We start from the raw sequence: 20,166 nt of genomic DNA, 5'->3' as shown, positions 1-20,166 counted from the left end.
CACTACTAGTATACACGAAATGTCATTATAATAACAGTTATATTACAAAAAGATTACAAAACATTATCTTTCACATTATTATTTGTAAATGTTTTTAGTGTTTTTAAAAATCGTTCTTTTTCTTCAACAAAAGGATACACGCCTGATTTTTTAAATAGATGAAATTCAGAATTTGGAATTAAGTCTGCGACGTCTTTTGATTCAATTGGTGTAACACGCTCATTGGCATTACCTGCAATGACGAGCGTTGGCTTCTTGACTTGCATCGTCAATTGTTTAATGTCCACACTTTGAAATGCTTGATCGACTGCACGTTGTTCATAATCCGTGAGTAGTTCCGCTGAATTATCTACCCCTTTTAAAAATTTGCGCACTTTATTTTTAGCGTAATACAAATGTTTTTCAAAAAACTGCTCTTGGTCTGCCTTATCCCACGTTCTGATTTTTTCGGCATATTTTAAAAATAAGCGTTCTTTAGGCAATAAATCGTTACTAACGGTTGGATTAATGAGCACAAGTTCTGTGACCTTATTTGGATAGCGTACTGCTAAATCCATGGCAACAATACTTCCTAATTCATTTGCTACAATCATACTTGATTTTAAATATAAAAATTCCATCAGCTCATTAATATCTTGCGCAAAAGCTTGAAATGCAATGCTTAAAGGTTTGTCAGAATAACCGTGCCCCCTTAAATCAATAAGAATCACTTGATAATGACGTGATAATCGTTTAGAAATGTCTTCAAACACGGTATGATTCATATGAATTGTGTGAATCATAATAATCGGTTCTCCATGACCCATTGAACGATAGTATAAAGCTGTACCATCTGATGTACGAAATAATTTCATTATTTTTCATCCCCTCTCGGTATATTCAAAATATCTAATATTTCTTCTAATGTAGAGATTTCATAATCCATTTCTGAAGCTAATGGCTCAAGGTCTGATTCTCCTTGTTTATGACGATACCATACACTCACCATTCCCATAGCTCTAGCGGGCGCTACATCATTTAAAGCATCATCACCGACATACACAACCTCTGAAGGGTCTACATTCAACTTTTCGATGATATCTTCATAAATGCGCGGATGAGGTTTTCTAAAACCTACCGCTTCAGATGTCGACAGATGATTGACGTAATCTTCAATCCCTAACGCATAGACACGATAATGTTTAATACTTGATTTCCCATTAGCAATTATACCGATTTTATAGCCAGCTTTTTTCAACTTTTGTAGTGTATATGTGGTGTCATAAAATGGAAATACATAGCGATAAAAATGCATTTCAAAGTCATGAAACAAATCTTTCCAACTAAGTCTATCTACATTAAATTGTTTAATGATTTCTTTATACACGTCTGGTTTATCATGATCTTCATCATCATCTAGCTCAATAAATTTATTACGATAATCAGAAGCTTGAACACGCACTAAGTAGTCGTGAAACCGTTCATACTGTTCCTCTATAAATTTATCTCTAGATTTTTTTCGATCAAGCAACGTTCCTTCTAAATCAAAAATAATTGCTTTAATATGTTTTAATTCCATTATGACGACCTCATTACTTTTAAAAATTAATCCTAGCTACGAAATTTATTAATGTAATAGTAGCATACCTTCATTTTTTCTAAAATTAAAGTACGTACACATTGTGTATACCTATCAACTACGGTATTAAATGCTGATTGAAGTGGCATATTTTTGCGTGTCCTATATATTGGTGCTATGTTGATGCCGGTTTTTTTGTTCTATAACCAATATATAAAACATTAAAGGAATCCCGATTAACGCTAAAACGATACTTGCCGGCAGTTGCGTAGGACTTAATAACTGACTTCCTAATACATCTGCAAACACCATCACAGTACCACCTATAATCAGATTCAAAACCATTTTAACCCCTAAATGACCTCGACTCGTACGCTGAACAAATTGCGGTATCACGATGCCTATGAACCCAATGACCCCGACGTAACCAATAATGACTGCAGAAAGTAATGTTGCAATAAATAATGTGATGAAACTGAGTTGTTGCGTTTTAAGTCCTAGACTTTGACTAGACAAGTCATTAAGTTGTAGCAACTTTAATTGAGGTAATAACGCTGAAATGATGCTTATGACACATAAAAGTACGCTACCTATGATGATAACTTCTCTCATTTCCGCTGCTGAAAATCCACCGAACATATAATTTAATATATTTTGTAATTTTTGTGGGTTCATTTGAACTAAGAGATACAAAATGGCATTCATTAACGCGCCTACCATAATTCCTGATAAAATTAACATTTTAGTTGGGTATCCCCACGATACAACATGCGCTATTAAAACTACAACGAAGAGCGAAACCACTCCAAATAATATGGAAATAGGTGCAATCCATAAAAAAGATATCCCCAAAAACACAGTGAGTGCAGCCCCTAGTGTCGCCCCACTTGCTAAACCGAGTGTAAAACTATCAGCAAGGGGATTGTTTAAAATAAGCTGAAACAAAAAACCTGCTAATGTTAACCCCATCCCTGATAAAAGTGCGAGTAAAATCCGAGGCAAACGTACCTCAAAAATGATTGTTGACGCATAAGGGCTTGACCAATCCATAAAACTACACAAGCTGTAAATGGTGATACCGATTAAAAGAAAGCCCCATAAACTTAAAGTTATGAGGTCTTTCATCATATTATTTTTCATATATCGCATCACTCAGTTGCTTCATTGCCTCATCAATGCGTGGACCTGGTCGAGATAACACATCATCGTTTAATGCAATAATTCGGTTATTTTTTACAGCGTTAACTTTATTAAAGCCGCCACGTTGTGCCACGAGTTGTTGATACTCTTTAGTTGATACTCCTGATGTCGTAATCATCACATCTGGATTTTTTTGGATGATTTGTTCTTTACTCACTGTAGGCCACGCTTGTTGATCGTGAAAGACATTTTTAGCATGCAATTGTGTTAACATGTCATCCATAAATGTCTTTTGACCTACAGAATAAATTTCAGGCTCTGAAGCAATTTCAATAAATACATTTGGATTGGTTTTTTTCTTTTTCGTTTGTTTTGTAATTTTGTCAATATTTGCTTGCGTTTCTTTAATTAATGCTTGAGCTTCTCGCTCTTTATGCGTCACTTTTCCTATTTGTGCAAAGCTCTCATACATATCTTTAATAGAGTGTGCATCTTTAACATAAACCACATGGATGCCACTATGCTCAAGACTTTTTAACACCTTCCCTTGAGATGCTTTTTGTGATTCATGTGCGAGAATAAGATCGGGTTGTGCTTTTATCAATGATTCTTTATTTAATTTCATCGCATCAAATTGCGTTTTTTCACGTACGTCTTTAGGATAATCATCAACGGTTGATACGCCTACCACATGTTTACCTAACCCTAATTCATATAAAATTTCAGTATTACTCGGCATGAGTGAAATAATACGGTTAGGCACTTTATCTGAAGTTTTACCAGATTGTTGCGATTGATTTTGGTTAAAACTACATCCTGATAACATGATGATTACCGTCAAAACAAAAACAATGACACGCTTTAAATTCATGTGCTCACTCCTCATCTGATTATTCACAAATTATAACAAATCCCGCGTAAGATACCACTATTATTTATAAAATGCCAACAAAAAAATGATGCACGTTGTCGTACATCATTTTTTCTATAGAATTTTAGATTAATCTTACATACGTTCTGGTGCAGTTACACCAACTAGAGTTAAGGCATTACGTAATGTAATACGTGTTGCAGTGATTAACGCTAAATGCGCCTTTGTTTTATTTTCATCGTCAGTTAACACTTTTTCAGCATTATAAAATCTATGGAAATGTGCAGATAAATCTTGAATATAGTTTGTCACCCGTTGTGTTGCGCGTGCTTCAGCAGCACCTTCAATCATTGGTTCAAATTCTGCAATCTTTTTAAGCAATTCAATCGCTTTATCATTCGTGATCGTTGTGTAATCCAAACCTTGTTCGACATGATACCCTTTTTCATCCGCTTGTCTCAAAATTGAACAAATACGCGCATGTGCATATTGTGCGTAATAGACAGGATTATCTTGAGATTGTTGTTTCGCAAGCTCCATATCAAAATCAAAATGTGTATCAGGACTACGCATAGATAAGAAATAACGTGCGGCATCAATACCTACTTCATCCATAATATCTCTTAAAGTGATTGCATTACCAGTACGTTTACTCATCTTAACTTCTTCGCCATTTTGCATTAAACGTACCATTTGCATGATTTGAATTTCAAGACGTTCTTGATCCACACCAAACGTTTCCACCGCTGCTTTTAAACGATTAATATATCCGTGATGGTCAGCACCAAACAAATTGATTAACTTATCATTTCCACGTTGAATTTTGTCAAAATGATATGCAATATCTGGTAAGAAGTACGTATAAGAACCATCTTGTTTGATTAATACACGGTCTTTATCATCATTGAAATCTGTTGTACGTAGCCACGTCGCGCCATCTTTTTCATAAATATAGCCAAGGTCAGTGATTTTTTCTAATACAGCTTTAATATCACCTTTTTCATATAACGTTGTTTCACTAAACCAATTGTCGAAATGAATATTGAAATCAGCCAAATCTTTTTTCAATTTTTTCATTTCATAGTCCACACCTAATTGTCTAAATTGCTTAATACGTGTGTCGCTGTCTAAAGATTTTAGTTCAGGCTGCGTCGCCGCTAAATCTTCACCAATTTTCTTAATGTCTTTACCATGATAGCCATCTTTTGGCATGTCTACTGATTCACCTAAACTCTGAAGGAAGCGCGCCTCAATGGATTTTGCTAAATTCGTAATTTGATTCCCTGCATCATTAATGTAATATTCTCGTGTCACGTCGTATCCAGCCGCTTTTAAAATATTACATAACGTATCACCTACTGCTGCATTACGCGCGTGACCGATATGTAAATCCCCGGTTGGATTGGCAGAGACATACTCCACAAGGATTTTTTCATTTTTAGGGACGTCTGCATAGCCAAAACGTTCATCTTTTTCCATTGCTTGATCGATGACTTCATATAGATAACTTGAATCTAAATAGAAATTAATAAATCCTGGTCCAGCAATGTCAATAGACTTTACATGCGCTTTCGTCGCATCCAAGTTTTCAACAATTAGCGTCGCAATTTCCCTTGGATTACGTTTTGCAATCTTCGTTAAAACCATGGCGATATTTGTAGAATAATCACCATTTTTCTCGTCTTTTGGTATTTCAATTTTAATCGCTGGTACGTCATCTGTAATACCGGCTTGCTGAATACTTTTTTTAATTTCATCAACTAATGTTTGTTTGACTTGATCAATTAAGTTCATCTTTTATCTCCTTATATTTTATTTCATATTGATACGTGCCCATTTTGTCATCATCTTGGTATAACTCATAATGAATTTTTAACTTTCCGCCAGCTTCATCTACAAAATGAATAATGCTCAATGTATTGACCATCAACAACATTTTACCTTCAGGAATATGGTAAAACGTTTTCGTAGGTTGACCTTCTTGGAAATGTAACGTCATATTAATGTCGCCTTTACGAATAATTTTAATAGCATCTGGCGCAATCTTAACAGTTACATTGACGTTTACTTCATCAACTTGTTCATTATAACGGATAAATGTCGCATTTTTTTCAGTGAGTGTCCCTTCAAGTTGGTTCACAAATTTCTCTTTGCTGTCATCTTGTTTCACAATTTGGAGTGTTTCTATCCTCACATTTCTTTCCAATTCGCTTCACCTTATCTCTATAAATAATACTCATAATTATAACATAATGGTGTAGGGAGAAAAAAGAAGCAAAACGATGATGGAATGTTGACATTCGGTCCCAATACCAAAAGCTTCGTGAACTCAACCATACAGAGCGATTAATTTTAACTCTTTCTCTTTTATATTTATTCATATAAATAAAAGTGAGGACCTAAACATTCTTAATTTTAATCGTTCCTAAAACCTCACTTTTCATGGCACCTTACCACAAAATGAATTTTCGATTTCGGTTCAATGCCTCAGAAGTCTTGGCTAAGGCCTCGTTTGAATTGATAATTGTGAATTCATCTATTTACTTTCACAAAGATTAAAGTATCTATATAGAAAATAATAGCCAACAAATTTCATTTGTACATGAACTTGTTGGCTTCAATGATAAAAGGAGCTGTACGATGTCCCAGCCCCTCTCATTCGTGTATTTAAGATAATGCTTGTTTCAGCGCCTCACCTGAGTTTCGCCACATCTCTGCATTATGCGTTTCTAAAAATGTTTTTAATACGTGTTTGTTTGCTTCCCCAATATGATCAATGATGACTTTATGTTTCATTGATTTGTCCATCATATTGACGTGTTCTGGCATGCTTTTATAGCCACGTTTAATAGATTTGTTGACGAGCAAATAAGCAGCTGTTAAACCAGCATAATAAGGACCTTGCTCACCACGTTCTGTCGTCACCCAGCATAACCAATATGCTTTAGCACCTTCAACGTTCACAGTGTCCTTATCTGTAATCCATTTTACTCCACGTTCTACATCCGCACGTGCATGCATCGCACCAATATCTATAAACGCTTCTTGCGCCTCAATATCTATAAACACAGGTGCCACATTATCTAAACTAATCGACCCAATATTTGTCCCTTTATGACCGTCTAAAGGATCGTTTTTAATAATATTAAACTTAAAGCCTTTTTGTTCTGCCACGATTATACCTCCTGTAGCATGCGACATTAATGTGTCGTTCTCTAATATTATATCAATGAGTATTCCTTCAATTATGAATTGAGTTCATTTAATAAATTGATAATAGCCCCTTTAATTTCCAGGTTTTCAATTTTTAGAACTAACTCTTTTGGATAATACAATTTATAGTCTTCTCTTTTAATACCAGTAATACTTGAAATAATCAGTGATTGACTACTGATTTCACGTATCCCACCGTTAGGTTGAAGTAAATGAATCGGTTGTCGATTAGAACCTGGGCGATCATAATCATAAGGTAAATCAGAAAATGAATCACTTACAAAGTAATAATCAGGATCAATACCACCTTTTTCAAAGAGTTCACGTAATTCTGAAATGGTAATAATAGACCCATCAAAAGGAATAAATTTAAATAAGTCACGATTAATAAAACGCCGAGCTAAATCACTCAAAATCGGGTCGGATTCTTTCGTCCAACTTTTCATATAATAAGTGACATCCGTTTCGTCTAATTTAATATATTCTTCAATCGTTACACGTTCCTCAAAAAACGGTATAAAATCTATTGGAACAGTATCAAAATGATAACCTGTTTCATATAAATATTTTGCACGTTTAAAACAGTTATTTAAAAGCACTTCACCGCCACGACTTACTGCATGAAAATAGATTTGCCAATACATTTGGTAACGGCTCATAATAAAGTTTTCAACCGCATGCATGCCGCTCTCTTTAATTAACACTTCATTTTCAGACGGACGCATTAAGCGTAAAATACGCTCCATATCAAACATGCCATAAGACACACCTGTAAAATACGCATCACGTTGTAAGTAATCCATACGGTCTGCATCAATTTGAGAAGAAATCATTGAAATCACAAGTTTATTGTGATGTGTTTTATTAATCACTTCAGCAACTGCTTGTGGAAAATCTGGGCTTACACGCCGTAATACTTGGTTGACTTCTGTATGGCCAGTAATGATGGCTTGTGTAAATTTTTCATGATCAGTATTAAATATTTTTTCAAAACAATGGGAAAATGGACCGTGTCCTAAGTCATGAAGCAACGCGGCGCACATCGCTAATGGACGGTCTTCATCTCGCCATGCATCTCGTCCACTGAATGATTCATCTATCATGCGACGCACAATTTCATACACACCTAGAGAATGTCCAAAGCGACTATGTTCAGCCGTATGAAATGCTAGATTTAATGTCCCTAACTGTTTAATACGTCGTAACCTTTGAAACTCTTTCGTTTTAATTAAATCCCAAATAAGTTGGTCTTTCACATGAATATAGCGATGTATCGGGTCTTTGAATACTTTTTCTTCTGATAATTTACGGTTGACATACGGTATCTCTGACAAACGAGATCCCTCCTTAACCCATCATGTAGTGAGTGTTTTTTTCATTAAAGCCAAGTGCATTGTTTCCTCATACATTTCTCTTTCATATGTACGTATGATTTCAAAACCTTCTTTTTCATAGAATGCCACACCACGTTCATTTTGTGTATCAACCTCTAAATATACTGCGTCATATTGCCCTTTAAAATGCGCGAAACCTTGCTCTAATAGTAAACGTCCAAAACCTTTACGTTGCGAGTGAGGACGTACGTAATGCGCAGATAAATATAACTCAGTGCCACTAATAAAGTTGGCAAATCCAACGACGTCTCCATCCTCAATTGCGACTAAAAACAGTTGGTCTTCTAAACGTTTTAAGAGGTGACTTTCATTATATGAAGCAGCTAATAACGCATTAACCGTTGAAGCTGCATAAATATCTAAATATGTGTTGTACCATGCTTTTGTTGCAACATCTCGAATGCCAATAACATCCTTAGGTGTAGCAATTCTTACTTCATACATTCCTAAACCGCTCCCTTAAATAAAAATCAATGCGCAATGTAGGGTTAAAACACCACTCATACAATACGCATTAATCACATTGAATATATTATATTATAGCATAAGATACCGATTTTGACGTACCTTCGATGCTTGGAATTGCACGTTTAATCTATTGAAGCAAGAAAGTTACTATTCCATCTTTCAGCTTCTTTCATCGCATATTGATCTTGTTCAATATCACCAGGTTTTTCCGCATAGCCAATCAAATAACTCGCAAGATGTGCGCCTAAAAATTGCAAACTATATTCGATCTGTTGCACGCAAGGGAGCGCTTTAATTCTCGGACTATCGCCACCAACCAGTACAAGTCGGAAATTAATTTTTTGCATTTTTGCTTTAAAATCTTGATAACGTGGATCTTGTAGCGTTTCAGACCAATGATCAATAAATGATTTTAACGTTGCGCTAATACTATACCAATACACTGGTGAAGCAAAAATCACTTCATCACTCTCTAAAACTTGATCAATCACACGTTGATAATCATCATTATATTCTAAAATCTGACTATCATAATGCCGTACATCTCTAACTGGTTTTAAGGTGAGTTGCGTTAAATCAATCCATCGATAGTCTTGACCTTCTAAAATTTTTTCAGTTAATGTTGCTGTGTTTCCATTTTCTCTACTTCCACCAAATAACACTGTAATCATTTTTAACACCTACAAACATAAACATATTGCGTTCGTAGAAACTATTCCCCTTGTACAGAAGTTTAAGCATACAATTTTCACTAATTTTCCCAGAATACAAACACACTCAATTCAATCAAATATTTCATTGATACAAAGCATATCTAATAAAAAAGAGAACGGGGTTACCCATTCCCATTCTCTTAAAAGATTTAAATGTATTGAATTAAAACAACACTGTCTTAGCTCTGTTGTTTACGTTTCGCTAATTTTTCTTTAAGTTTACGATCTTGCTCTTCTTTGCGTCGTTTACGTTCTTCATTACGTTGACGCAAACGTTCCTCTTCTTCAGGATCTCGTGGCTTTTCTAACTGTTTTACCACTTTTTCCATGAGCTCTTCTTCTGTCAGTGCAGCAAGAGGACGATTATTAACAAAGGCGAAAGTTTTACGTCGACCTGGTCCACAATACGATTGGCAACCAATTTCAATTTCAGCATCAGGGTCAATTTTTTTCAATTTGCTCATGACACTTTTTAAATTCACTGCTTGGCAATCATCACAGACCATGAATTTATTTTTCAACTACGCCACACCTTTCCTTAAATGATAACTCTACTTATTTTACTCTTTTTTGTTATTTTTTCAAGGTGTTGGCAAATAAATTATGACATAATTAATCATTTTAATTTTTAATTGGCAAGCTTTGTGTAATGTCGATACCTAAAATAGGTGGTACTAAGAAATAGACAATCAATATAATAACAACAATACTCAACATATTCATGACAAACCCTTTAATAGCCATTTCTTTAATTTGAATTTTACCTGTTCCAAAAACAATGGCATTCGGCGGTGTGCCCACTGGCAACATGTACGCACAATTAGCTGCCATTGCTGCAGGGACCATGAGCAATAAAGGATGAACGTGTATAGCTACAGATAATGTCGCTAAAATAGGTAATATCATTGTAGCTGTCGCCGTATTTGAAGTGATTTCAGTTAAGAACAAAATAAATATTGTGATTACAATGACGATGATAATCGGACTCACACCATTAAGTAATGTTAATTGTTCACCTAACCATTTGGCCAAACCACTATCTTGAATACCTTTGGCAAGTGCGAGACCGCCACCAAATAAAATTAATACACCCCATGGTAAATCTTTAGCAATTGTCCAATCGATAATACGACGATGTTGTTGTTTAGCCGGGATTAAGAAAAGTAATACCGACACAAACATAGCAATCGTGCCATCTGCTACAAATGCTGTAGGCGCCCACTTCGCCAATAGAAATTCTCGTGATACCCATAAAAAACTTGCAAGTAAAAATACTGTGAAAACAACTTTTTCTTCATATTTCACTTTTCCTAGCGCTTTGAGCTTTGTTTCAATTACTTGTTTGCCACCGGGTAACGTTTTCATATCATGCTTAAACGCAATAAATTTAAAATATAGCCACGCGAGAAACAAGAGCAAAATGACTGCTGGCACTCCAACCATCATCCAACGAGCAAAACTTAATTCTTCACCAAAATGTGACGCATACTGACCTTTTAAAATAATTAGTGGTGGTGTTCCTATCAATGTCCCGAGTCCACCAATCGTTCCCGCATACCCAATACCTAAAACTAACGAACGCTCAAATTTAGAGATGCTTTCATCATTCGTTTGATCCGTTTTTAATTCATGGACTTCTTTTACAATCGCAAGCCCTATCGGAATCATAATCATAACAGCCGCTGTATTCGATACAAACATCGAAAGTCCCCCGGTAGCGACCATAAAGCCAAGTAATATACGCCCTGTACTCGTTCCGATACTGTTAATAATTGTAAGCGCGATACGCGTATGTAAATCCCATCGTTCCATTGCAACTGCCAATATAAAGCCTCCCAAAAAGAGATAGATAATATCGTTCCCATATTGTGCGGATACTGTTGCACTATCCATCACTTTTCCAAGAGGTAATAAAATTAACGGCAGTAAGCTGGTCGCTGGTATAGGGATGGCTTCTGTAATCCACCATACAGCAATCCAAGCCGTAATCGCTAACACATAAACGCCTTGAAAGGCTAAATTTTCAGGTTTAAAAAAAAGTAATGTCACTATAAATAACAATGGACCTAAAATGAGCCCAATCCATTGTGCCTTAGAGTATGACGGTTGACGTTCTGGTTGCTTTTTCGAAAAATAAGTTAATAATTGAGACTGATTTTGCATCAAAACACCCTTCCCCCTTTACACACCCTATTTGGTAGCGCTACCAAATAAGATATTTTAAATATAATAGCATAATTAATAGGGAATTAATATATACTTTTTCATAAACAACGTGTCATATATGTTAGAAATTACAAATTAATTTTAATAAGTAAATCAAATAAAAAAACGAGATGGCCATAACCGCTTCAAGTGACAGTTACGTTAATCTCGTTCAATTGATTATTCAATATGTTTGCGTTTCGGTTTTATAATTTGTACTGGTTTTCGTATAAAAGATTTGGCAATCTGATCTGAAAATAATAGTCCGACAGCTATGGCACCTGCGATAAGTGTTGCACGTATAAAAATGACATTGGCCTCATTAAAATCAAGCGTTAGCAACTTTTGAGCTGCCTTAAAAAAGATGCTTCCTGGGACTAAGGGGATGATGCCTGGTACCATGAAAATAATGACTGGCGACTTCATCACTCGTGCCATAACATGACTTAAAATGCCCAATGTAAAACTCCCTAATAAACTTGCGTAAATGCTATCGACATTAAGAATAACTGTCGCAATATGAAAAATGATATATCCAAATCCTCCGCATAAGCCAGCTGGGATAAAGAGCCGCTTAGGTGCGTCATAGACAAAAGCAAAACAGAAGGCGGTTAAGAAACTAAATATAAACATAAAAACTAAAACCATCTTTTAACCTCCTATTAATAAAAATGCTGTTGTTATTCCCGCACCAATACCAAACGATGTCACAATCGCCTCTAAAAATTTTGCAGTAAACATGAGCATGTGTCGTTCAAATAAATCTTGAATAGCTGTCGTTATTAACACACCCGGCACTATTGGCATGACTGCTGCAGTAATAATAGAACCTAAATTCGGACTTTGTAGCCACATATTTATACAAAGAGCGACAAGACCTATGACCAATGAACCAATCATATCAGGGATAAAAAGCGTGAGCTGTTTTCCCTTCATGTACTCGGTAACTAAAAAGCCTAGAGCACCCGCTAGAGCTGCTGGAAATAATTCCAACCAACCGCCACCAAGTAGGTATAAAAAGCTCATCGAAATCATCCCTGCAAACAACATTTTGTGACCTAGATGATAGCGTTTTGTATTTTTATCAATGTCTTTTAATGCTTGATATGCTTCTTTGTATGACAATTCATTTCTCGCAATTTGGCGAGATACTTGGTTCACTAAAAAGATTTTGCGTAAATTCGTATCATTTTTGTTAATTTTTACCATGCGTGATTCATGGTCAGGTGACAACGAAAAATCAATGAAAATATTTAACGCATAACCTTGTACTTCACGAAATCCATAACTCGCCGCTATGCGGACCATCGTATCTTCTATACGTTTTGCTTCAGCACCTGATTCAAGCAAAATACGGCCCGCAAGAATAATAATATTGGCAACGTCTCTATCTGTTGGTAATGTATGCGACACGTTGTCACCTTCTTTCTCTATCAATGTTAAATGTTTTTTCTAACCGTAAACCAGTACAGTGGGACACCCATTAATAACCCTATGACAGCAATACCTGCTCCCAGAGGATCGGAAACCAATGTATTAATAATAATAAACATGCCACCTAAAAGTGCTAATATCGGAAGCACTGGATAGAATGGTACAGAAAATGCACGTGGCTTTCCTTTATTTTGACGTCTTAAAATAAACACCCCAATAAAGGCAGCCATATAAAAGAAATAAATAATAAAAATGGTAATCTCTGATAAATAATCGGCATCAAAAACCGTCGGGAATGTCAAACTTAACGTTAAAATGATTAGAGTTAATATCGACATGACCGTATGCGCACCAATTGGAGTTTCAAATCGTGGACTCACGTATCTGATACCTTTCGAACCAGGTAACAAGCCATCTTGCGCCATAGCGAATGGAATACGTGGAAATGTCATTACTTTCCCATTCAACGTACCGATAATCGAGACAATCAGTCCTATATTGACAATCTTTGCACCAATACCTCCAAAAAGTACAATCGCCGCTTCAGCACTCACATTGTTACCAAAGCTTAAAATGTCCGAGGCTGGCAACACTTTAAATATCGCCACATTGATTAATACGTAAACCAGTGTCACTGTTAAAATACCGATAAACATTGCTAATGGTAAATGCTTTTGTGGATTTTTCATCTCACCTGACATCGTCGTCAACATAATCCATCCGTCATAAGCGAAAAGCGTCGCAAGTACAGCGCGCCCAAAGTTCACTGTGCCATCTTTATTTAAAATCAACTCAGTGACATCTTGACCGAAAATGCCTGCTTGACCATAAATTAATCCAAATACGACGATAGCAATAATTGGGATTAATTTAGCTAATGTTGTGACATTTTGAACTGCATTCGCATAATATGTTCCTACCATATTGGTGATAAGTAAAAACAGAAAAATTCCTGCACCGATAGGAATAATCCAAAATTGGGACAAGGCAAAGAAGTTTGTAATCAATATGCCTAAAAATAAAATCAAAGATACGATAATGGCCGGCCCGTAAAGTACCGTTAATGTGTACCCTGTTAAAAATCCCCAAAACGATCCATAAATATCTTTAATATATGCGTATAAGCCACCAGTACGCGTGATTTGAGCCCCTACTTCGGCAATTGTTAAACCAGATGCGAGTGTTAACACACCACCAATTACCCAAGCCCATAAAGCCATATTACTCGTTCCTGCATAGGCTAAAACGGAACTTGGCTTTACAAATACGCCCGAACCAATGATTGTTCCTACAATGATAGTCACAGCTGTAAATAGTCCAATCGTGGGTTTCAATGTATGTTTATCCGACTGCATGCCTTTGCCTCCCTCATTGAAATCTTAACGATTCAACTATAACATGAAACGTCATATAAAATTGTAATAAAATCATCTTTGTTGAAAAAGTTGCTTGAAGTCAGCATTTGAAACACGTAACCGAATCATGTTCCACCTTTGGGTAGTCTCATAAATATTTTATCGCATTAAAATAGCCCTCAATGTTCATCAATCGATGACTTTGACGGCTATTTGTATTAAAGTGGGACGAGCACCCACCTCGCTTCTTATCTATTAAATTTCAAAAAATGTTTTTAACATCGTTGTATCTAAACGATTACCTATGAAGAAGCTACCAAATTCTCCATATCTCGCAGTTGTTTCATCAAAGCGCATTTCGTACACAATTTTCTTGAATTGAAGCACGTCTTCCGCAAACAACGTTACGCCCCATTCAAAATCGTCAAAACCAACAGAACCTGTAATGAACTGTTTAATTTTACCTGCATATTTACGTCCAATCATACCATGATCGTACATTAATTTCTGACGTTCCTCCATCGATAACATATACCAGTTATATGTTTCATTACGACGTTTATTCATCGGATAGAAACAGATGTATTCAGTCGTAGGAAGTTCCGGATAAAGACGTGATTTAATATGTGGGTTTTCATATGGATCTTCATCTGATTTGCCAGCAAGATAATTACTTAACTCAATCACCGATACATAAGAATATGTAGGAATCAAATGATCTGAAATGGCTAATTTATTTAATTCATTTTCAATTTTCGTTAAGTCTTTCATTTCTGGACGTAAAAACCATAAGAAGATGTCCGCTTTTTGACCCGTAATATTATACATTACATGGTCGCCCTGACCTTGGTCTTTCACGCCTTTTAATTCATTTAATTTATTTTCAAATTCTGTTATCATATTGTGCCGTTCTTCTTCAGGTACTAAACGCCAAGAAGCCCATTCTACTGCATAAAACAAATGTAAACTGTACCATCCATCTAAAGTCTCTGCTGCATGACTCATTCATGAACACTCCTTTAATTTAATCTCTAACTTATTAAAGTTTATCATACTCCTTTCTCAAGACCGAACGTTACGATTAGTAACATTTTATGAACAAAATAATATACAAAGTAGCTATAAAGTATATACGTTGCGTTTTCAAAATGCGCACAATGACTATCAATTCTAAATTGAATCCAATCATGATCCACATTTAACTATATTGAGAATTTAAACGGTAATTATACCTTTATATCAGTTACCATTTACAAAATTATAATAGGATTTCTTCGATAAAACGCCCCCTTGGAAAAGTCATATTAATTATCGTATAATTACAATGGCATGAAATGTTGAAAGGAAAGTAGAGGAGGACAAATATGTCTAGTTTATTAGATGTTTTAAAAGAAAAATTATCAGGACAAAATGTTCGTATCGTATTACCAGAAGGTGAAGATGAGCGTGTCTTAACTGCAGCAGTTGACTTACAACAATCTGATTATGTGACGCCAATCGTATTAGGTAACAAAGCGAACATTGAAACACTTGCTAAAGATAAAGGGCTTTCTATCGATGGCTTAGAAATCATTCAACCCGATTCAAGTGACTTAAAAGCAGATTTAGTTGCTAAATTTGTCGAACGCCGTAAAGGTAAAGCAACTGAAGAACAAGCACAAGAATTATTAAACAATGTGAACTACTTCGGTACTATGCTTGTTTATGCGGGTAAAGCAGACGGTTTAGTTAGTGGTGCTGCACACTCTACAGCAGACACAGTACGTCCTGCATTACAAATTATTAAAACTAAACCAGGCGTGTCTAAAACGTCAGGTATCTTCTTCATGATTAAAGAGGATCAACAATATATTTTCGGAGACTGTGCAATTAACCCTGAACTCGGTGCATCTGACTTAGCTGAAATCGCTGTTGAAAGTGCAAAATCAGCACAAAGCTTCGGTATGGATCCTCGCGTTGCAATGTTAAGTTTCTCTACAAAAGGTTCTGCAAAATCAGATGATACTGAAAAAGTTTCTGAAGCGGTTCAACTTGCGCAAGAGAAAGTTGAAGCGGAAGGCTTATCTAACGTAGTCATCGACGGTGAATTCCAATTTGATGCAGCAATCGTTCCTGAAGTAGCAAAGAAAAAAGCACCGGGCGCTAAAATCCAAGGTGACGCGAATGTATTTATTTTCCCAAGCTTAGAAGCGGGTAATATCGGCTATAAAATCGCACAACGTTTAGGTGGGTTTGACGCAGTAGGTCCTGTGTTACAAGGATTAAATTCACCTGTTAACGATTTATCACGTGGTTGTTCAAGTGAAGATGTCTACAACTTATCTATCATTACCGCTGCGCAAAGTTTACAATAATGGACTTAACCTCTAAATATTTTAAGGATATCGCATGGCGCTACGTTGATCATGCAACGGGTTTAGCGCCGATGCAATCCTTTGCTTTTGATGATACGTTTTCTGAAAGTGTAGGCAAAGACACGTCACCAAATGTTGTTCGCACATGGATACATCAACATACCGTCATTTTAGGCATTCATGACTCCCGGCTACCTTACTTAAAAGATGGCATTCAATTTTTAACGGATGAAAAAGGTTACAATGCTATCGTGCGTAATTCAGGTGGTTTAGGTGTGGTATTAGATCAAGGCATTTTAAATATTTCTTTAATGTTTAAAGGAAAAACAGAAACGTCCATTGATGAAGCTTTTACAGTCATGTATTTACTCATAAGTAAAATGTTTGAGGATGAAAATGTAGATATTGATACGTTTGAAATTACACATTCATATTGCCCGGGTAAATTCGATTTGAGTATCAATCATCAAAAATTTGCGGGCATCTCTCAAAGACGTGTACGCGGAGGTATTGCTGTACAAATCTATTTATGTGTCGAGGGGTCAGGTCGTGAACGTGCACAATTAATGAAAGATTTTTACGCTCATGCATTAAAAGGTGAAAAAACAAAATTCACCTATCCTGACATTTATCCACATCATATGGCGTCATTACAAGAACTCTTTCAATCTGACATTAAAGTGCAAGATGTCATGTTTAAGTTATTGTATGCGATCAAAGACTTAGGTGGCACACTCACTACGGATCCTATCACATCTGAGGAATGGGCCCGTTATGAGTACTATTACCAGCGCATGTTAGAGCGCAATGCTAAAATGAATGAACGCTTAAGTGAATCTAAAGGGACTCGGACATAAATCATTTCAATTTTGATTTACCATCCTTCCCCGCGTAAAGACTCAATATATAAATATAACCAACAAAGTTCATGTACGAAGCACTTTGTTGGTTTTTTGATTAACAGGGTGGCTATCTCCTAGCCCCGTCTTTTATGAATTTTTACTTTCCCACTTTATATTCTGCTTATTCATGCGAAATGTAGTGTGATTTTCCTTTTAAAAAGAAACTCAAAACAAACGCAAGAAAGCTTAGTGCCGTTGCTACCCAAAAAGCGCTATTAACCCCGTCAACAGAAGCCAGCTGGTTCACAAATTTAATAACACTTCCTAAAGCCTGTTCTTTTCCACCCATTTGTTGCGCCATCATACCAACTTGATCCTTTATAAAAGGCTTAGTCTGGTCTAAATCTTGTTGAAATGAAGCGAGGTGTGATTCTGTTTGTTGCGTCATCACAGTCACTAATATTGCAGTACCGATAGATCCTGCGAGTTGACGCATCGTGTTAATTAATGCATTACCATGAGAAATTAACCTTGCTGGTAATGCGTTCATACCTGCTGTCATAATTGGCATCATCACAAAACTCATACCAAAAGAGCGAATCATATAAATCATTAATATAGACGAATACGGTGTTTTCATGGTTAACTGCGTTAATTCCCATGTGCCATACGTTGTAATCGCCAAACCAATAATGGCCAATGGTTTAATACCAATAGTATCAAGTAATTTACCCGCTATTGGCCCCATAAAGCCCATGATAATTGCTCCTGGTAATAATAATAGTCCTGAATCTAAGGCTGAGAAACCCCTCAAACTTTGAAGGTAAAGTGGTAATAAAATCATACCACCAAACAAACTCATTGTTACAATCATATTTATAAGTGCTGTTAATGTATATCCCGAGTACTTTAATACACCAAAATCAAGCATAGGTGCTTTCATAGTCATCTCACGTATAACAAACGTGATTGTAAACGTACTTCCAATCAGAAACATGGCAATGATTTCCGGAGAACCCCAACCCTTATTGCCGGCTTCACTAAAGCCGTATAATAAAGCACCGAAACCAAGTGTACTGAATATAATTCCTGGGATATCCGCCTTTGGCTGTGTTGTTTTTTGGTATATACCAAACCAAATATAAGACAGCATAAAAGATACGAAACCTACTGCAAACATGCCATAAAACATGACATGCCAATCGAAATTTTCAACAATATAACCTGACAAAGTCGGTCCGATTGCTGGCGCTAATATCATCGCTACACCCAAAATCCCCATGGCCATCCCACGTTTTTGAGGCGGAAATATCGTCATAAACACATTTGTTCCTAGTGGCATTAAAACACCTGCTCCAATCGCTTGAAATACACGCCCTGTCATCATCACTGGAAAACTCCACGCAATTGCGCATACAAATGAACCTAATGTGAACACGACCATCGCTACTAGAAATAGACTGCGATAAGAAAATTTATGAAACAAATACGCACTAACTGGTATTAAAATACCATTAACTAACATAAACCCCGTCATTAACCATTGTCCTGTTGAAGCCGAGATATTAAAGTCGGTATTTATAACAGGTAATGCCGTATTAAGCAATGTTTGATTTAATATGGTAATGAACATGCCGAACACCATTGCTACTAAAATTTTATTACGTGTAATCCCCTTTTTAAACACATAATCTTGAGTGGCATGTTGCGCCGTTTCATTAACAGGCTTCTGGGATTCATTTTCTTCGTCGATTTGAAATTGATAAGCAGAGGAAGACGTCCCTGCTTTAGATTGTGATGCTTCTTTTTGATTTATTTTTTCAGATGTTTGCAATCTGGATAAACGCTTATTTCGCTTGATTATTACCATATTCATACAAACAATCACAATAAGGGCAACAACGACATATAACGTAATGAACATCTTTTGTCCTCCCTATTAATTTTTATGAATACGCACTTCCGCGTTCATTCCTGGCACAATCCCCTTAGAAGGTTGACTATCTAATTTAATTTTTACAGGAACAACTTGACTGACTTTAGTATAGTTACCATCACTGTTAGATGAAGGCATTAATGAGAAGCTCGCCGCAGTCGCATTACCGATACGATCAACATGACCTTTAATTTCCGAATCTTGACCATCAATAGAGACATCCACCGTTTGACCTTCACTCAAATCTTTAATGTCCGTTTCATCAATGTTGGCAGTAATATAGAGCGCATCCATATTATAGGCATATGCCATAGGTTGACCTGCTTGTGCTATTCCTTTTTCTTGTCCATCTAATTTGGCAATCGTGCCATCTTTAGGCATTTTCACTTCCATAGTTTGAGGTTGCCCATCTTGACCTTGACCACGGATTTCAGCTACCGTGTCCCCTTCTTTCACCTTGTCACCCTCTTGAACGTTTAATTTTGAAATTTCTCCTGAAATTGGGCTTGCAAGTTTCATTTGCTTGCTATCTACTTTAGCGTTATCTGTGTTTATATAATTTGCAGATTGATTATAGAAGTAAAATGCAACTACACCTATCACGACTAACAACAGTATCGTTACAATATTAATCAAAATAATTTTTTTCATACAAAAAATCTCCTCCAGTTAAAATTAACAAT

20 protein-coding genes are annotated in these 20,166 nt (G+C 36.1%); 2 read left to right on the top strand and 18 right to left on the bottom strand.

Annotation, left to right across the window (positions count from 1 at the left end; translation table 11 throughout):
- Window positions 1–53: 53 nt before the first annotated feature.
- The 16 genes from GJE18_RS01585 to hemQ all read right to left on the bottom strand — a co-directional run bounded on the left by GJE18_RS01585 (window position 54) and on the right by hemQ (window position 15,356).
- On the bottom strand, window positions 54–854 hold the full coding sequence (locus GJE18_RS01585) for an alpha/beta fold hydrolase (RefSeq protein WP_085622163.1): 801 nt from the start codon (window positions 852–854) through the stop codon (window positions 54–56).
- Entirely contained in the window at window positions 854–1,558 is a 705-nt protein-coding gene (locus tag GJE18_RS01580; RefSeq protein ID WP_060552371.1) for an HAD family hydrolase, read from the bottom strand. Before GJE18_RS01580 ends, GJE18_RS01585 begins: the two co-directional genes overlap by 1 nt.
- A 162-nt stretch (window positions 1,559–1,720) precedes the next feature.
- Entirely contained in the window at window positions 1,721–2,683 is a 963-nt protein-coding gene (locus GJE18_RS01575; RefSeq protein WP_060552532.1) for a FecCD family ABC transporter permease, read from the bottom strand.
- A 4-nt stretch (window positions 2,684–2,687) separates the two neighbouring features.
- The gene (locus tag GJE18_RS01570) at window positions 2,688–3,569 is read right to left on the bottom strand and encodes an ABC transporter substrate-binding protein (RefSeq protein WP_060552370.1); all 882 of its coding nucleotides are present in this window, start codon (window positions 3,567–3,569) and stop codon (window positions 2,688–2,690) included.
- A gap of 135 nt (window positions 3,570–3,704) precedes the next feature.
- Window positions 3,705–5,363 carry an arginine--tRNA ligase gene (gene argS / locus GJE18_RS01565; RefSeq protein ID WP_107368298.1) on the bottom strand — a complete coding sequence of 553 codons (1,659 nt, stop codon included), beginning with the start codon at window positions 5,361–5,363 and terminating at the stop codon, window positions 3,705–3,707.
- Window positions 5,350–5,775, bottom strand: coding sequence for a YwiB family protein (locus GJE18_RS01560; protein ID WP_037566366.1), 426 nt, complete (start codon window positions 5,773–5,775; stop codon window positions 5,350–5,352). Before GJE18_RS01560 ends, argS begins: the two co-directional genes overlap by 14 nt.
- 461 nt (window positions 5,776–6,236) lie before the next feature.
- Window positions 6,237–6,743 (bottom strand): YwhD family protein, encoded by a 507-nt coding sequence (locus tag GJE18_RS01555; RefSeq protein ID WP_103345840.1) that lies wholly within the window; start codon window positions 6,741–6,743, stop codon window positions 6,237–6,239.
- 71 nt (window positions 6,744–6,814) lie between these two features.
- Complete coding sequence (locus GJE18_RS01550) at window positions 6,815–8,116, bottom strand: HD domain-containing protein (RefSeq protein WP_037566364.1); 1,302 nt, start codon at window positions 8,114–8,116, stop codon at window positions 6,815–6,817.
- Between the two features lie 21 nt (window positions 8,117–8,137).
- Window positions 8,138–8,620, bottom strand: a complete 483-nt coding sequence (locus tag GJE18_RS01545) for a GNAT family N-acetyltransferase (RefSeq protein ID WP_060552367.1) — start codon at window positions 8,618–8,620, stop codon at window positions 8,138–8,140.
- 146 nt (window positions 8,621–8,766) lie between these two features.
- Window positions 8,767–9,315 carry a flavodoxin family protein gene (locus GJE18_RS01540; protein WP_037566362.1) on the bottom strand — a complete coding sequence of 183 codons (549 nt, stop codon included), beginning with the start codon at window positions 9,313–9,315 and terminating at the stop codon, window positions 8,767–8,769.
- 221 nt (window positions 9,316–9,536) lie between these two features.
- On the bottom strand, window positions 9,537–9,878 hold the full coding sequence (locus GJE18_RS01535) for a YuzB family protein (RefSeq protein WP_060552366.1): 342 nt from the start codon (window positions 9,876–9,878) through the stop codon (window positions 9,537–9,539).
- A gap of 100 nt (window positions 9,879–9,978) precedes the next feature.
- Window positions 9,979–11,520: an SLC13 family permease gene (locus GJE18_RS01530; protein ID WP_060552365.1), complete on the bottom strand. Its 1,542-nt coding sequence runs from the start codon at window positions 11,518–11,520 to the stop codon at window positions 9,979–9,981.
- Between the two features lie 222 nt (window positions 11,521–11,742).
- The gene (locus GJE18_RS01525; RefSeq protein WP_037566360.1) at window positions 11,743–12,210 is read right to left on the bottom strand and encodes a threonine/serine exporter family protein; all 468 of its coding nucleotides are present in this window, start codon (window positions 12,208–12,210) and stop codon (window positions 11,743–11,745) included.
- A 3-nt stretch (window positions 12,211–12,213) separates the two neighbouring features.
- Window positions 12,214–12,975 (bottom strand): threonine/serine exporter family protein, encoded by a 762-nt coding sequence (locus tag GJE18_RS01520; RefSeq protein ID WP_240928888.1) that lies wholly within the window; start codon window positions 12,973–12,975, stop codon window positions 12,214–12,216.
- Between the two features lie 26 nt (window positions 12,976–13,001).
- Window positions 13,002–14,351: an APC family permease gene (locus GJE18_RS01515; protein ID WP_107368299.1), complete on the bottom strand. Its 1,350-nt coding sequence runs from the start codon at window positions 14,349–14,351 to the stop codon at window positions 13,002–13,004.
- Window positions 14,352–14,606: 255 nt separating this feature from the next.
- Window positions 14,607–15,356, bottom strand: coding sequence for a hydrogen peroxide-dependent heme synthase (gene hemQ, locus GJE18_RS01510; protein ID WP_103345843.1), 750 nt, complete (start codon window positions 15,354–15,356; stop codon window positions 14,607–14,609).
- A gap of 359 nt (window positions 15,357–15,715) precedes the next feature.
- Between hemQ and pta the strand changes: the two genes are divergently transcribed.
- Window positions 15,716–16,705: a phosphate acetyltransferase gene (pta, locus tag GJE18_RS01505; RefSeq protein WP_037566357.1), complete on the top strand. Its 990-nt coding sequence runs from the start codon at window positions 15,716–15,718 to the stop codon at window positions 16,703–16,705.
- Window positions 16,705–17,562 carry a lipoate--protein ligase family protein gene (locus GJE18_RS01500; RefSeq protein ID WP_060552362.1) on the top strand — a complete coding sequence of 286 codons (858 nt, stop codon included), beginning with the start codon at window positions 16,705–16,707 and terminating at the stop codon, window positions 17,560–17,562. Before pta ends, GJE18_RS01500 begins: the two co-directional genes overlap by 1 nt.
- A gap of 166 nt (window positions 17,563–17,728) precedes the next feature.
- On the opposite strand, the gene GJE18_RS01495 is transcribed toward GJE18_RS01500, so the two are convergent.
- On the bottom strand, window positions 17,729–19,471 hold the full coding sequence (locus GJE18_RS01495) for a DHA2 family efflux MFS transporter permease subunit (protein ID WP_060552361.1): 1,743 nt from the start codon (window positions 19,469–19,471) through the stop codon (window positions 17,729–17,731).
- Window positions 19,472–19,486: 15 nt separating this feature from the next.
- Window positions 19,487–20,134 carry an HlyD family secretion protein gene (locus GJE18_RS01490; protein ID WP_107368300.1) on the bottom strand — a complete coding sequence of 216 codons (648 nt, stop codon included), beginning with the start codon at window positions 20,132–20,134 and terminating at the stop codon, window positions 19,487–19,489.
- Window positions 20,135–20,166: the final 32 nt, after the last annotated feature.

Origin of the sequence: Staphylococcus agnetis (assembly GCF_011466855.1) — a bacterium.
In the GTDB taxonomy this organism is placed as follows: Bacteria; Bacillota; Bacilli; order Staphylococcales; family Staphylococcaceae; genus Staphylococcus; species Staphylococcus agnetis.
Note: the sequence above shows the minus strand (reverse complement) of the source record. Positions and strands in the feature narration are given on the sequence as shown.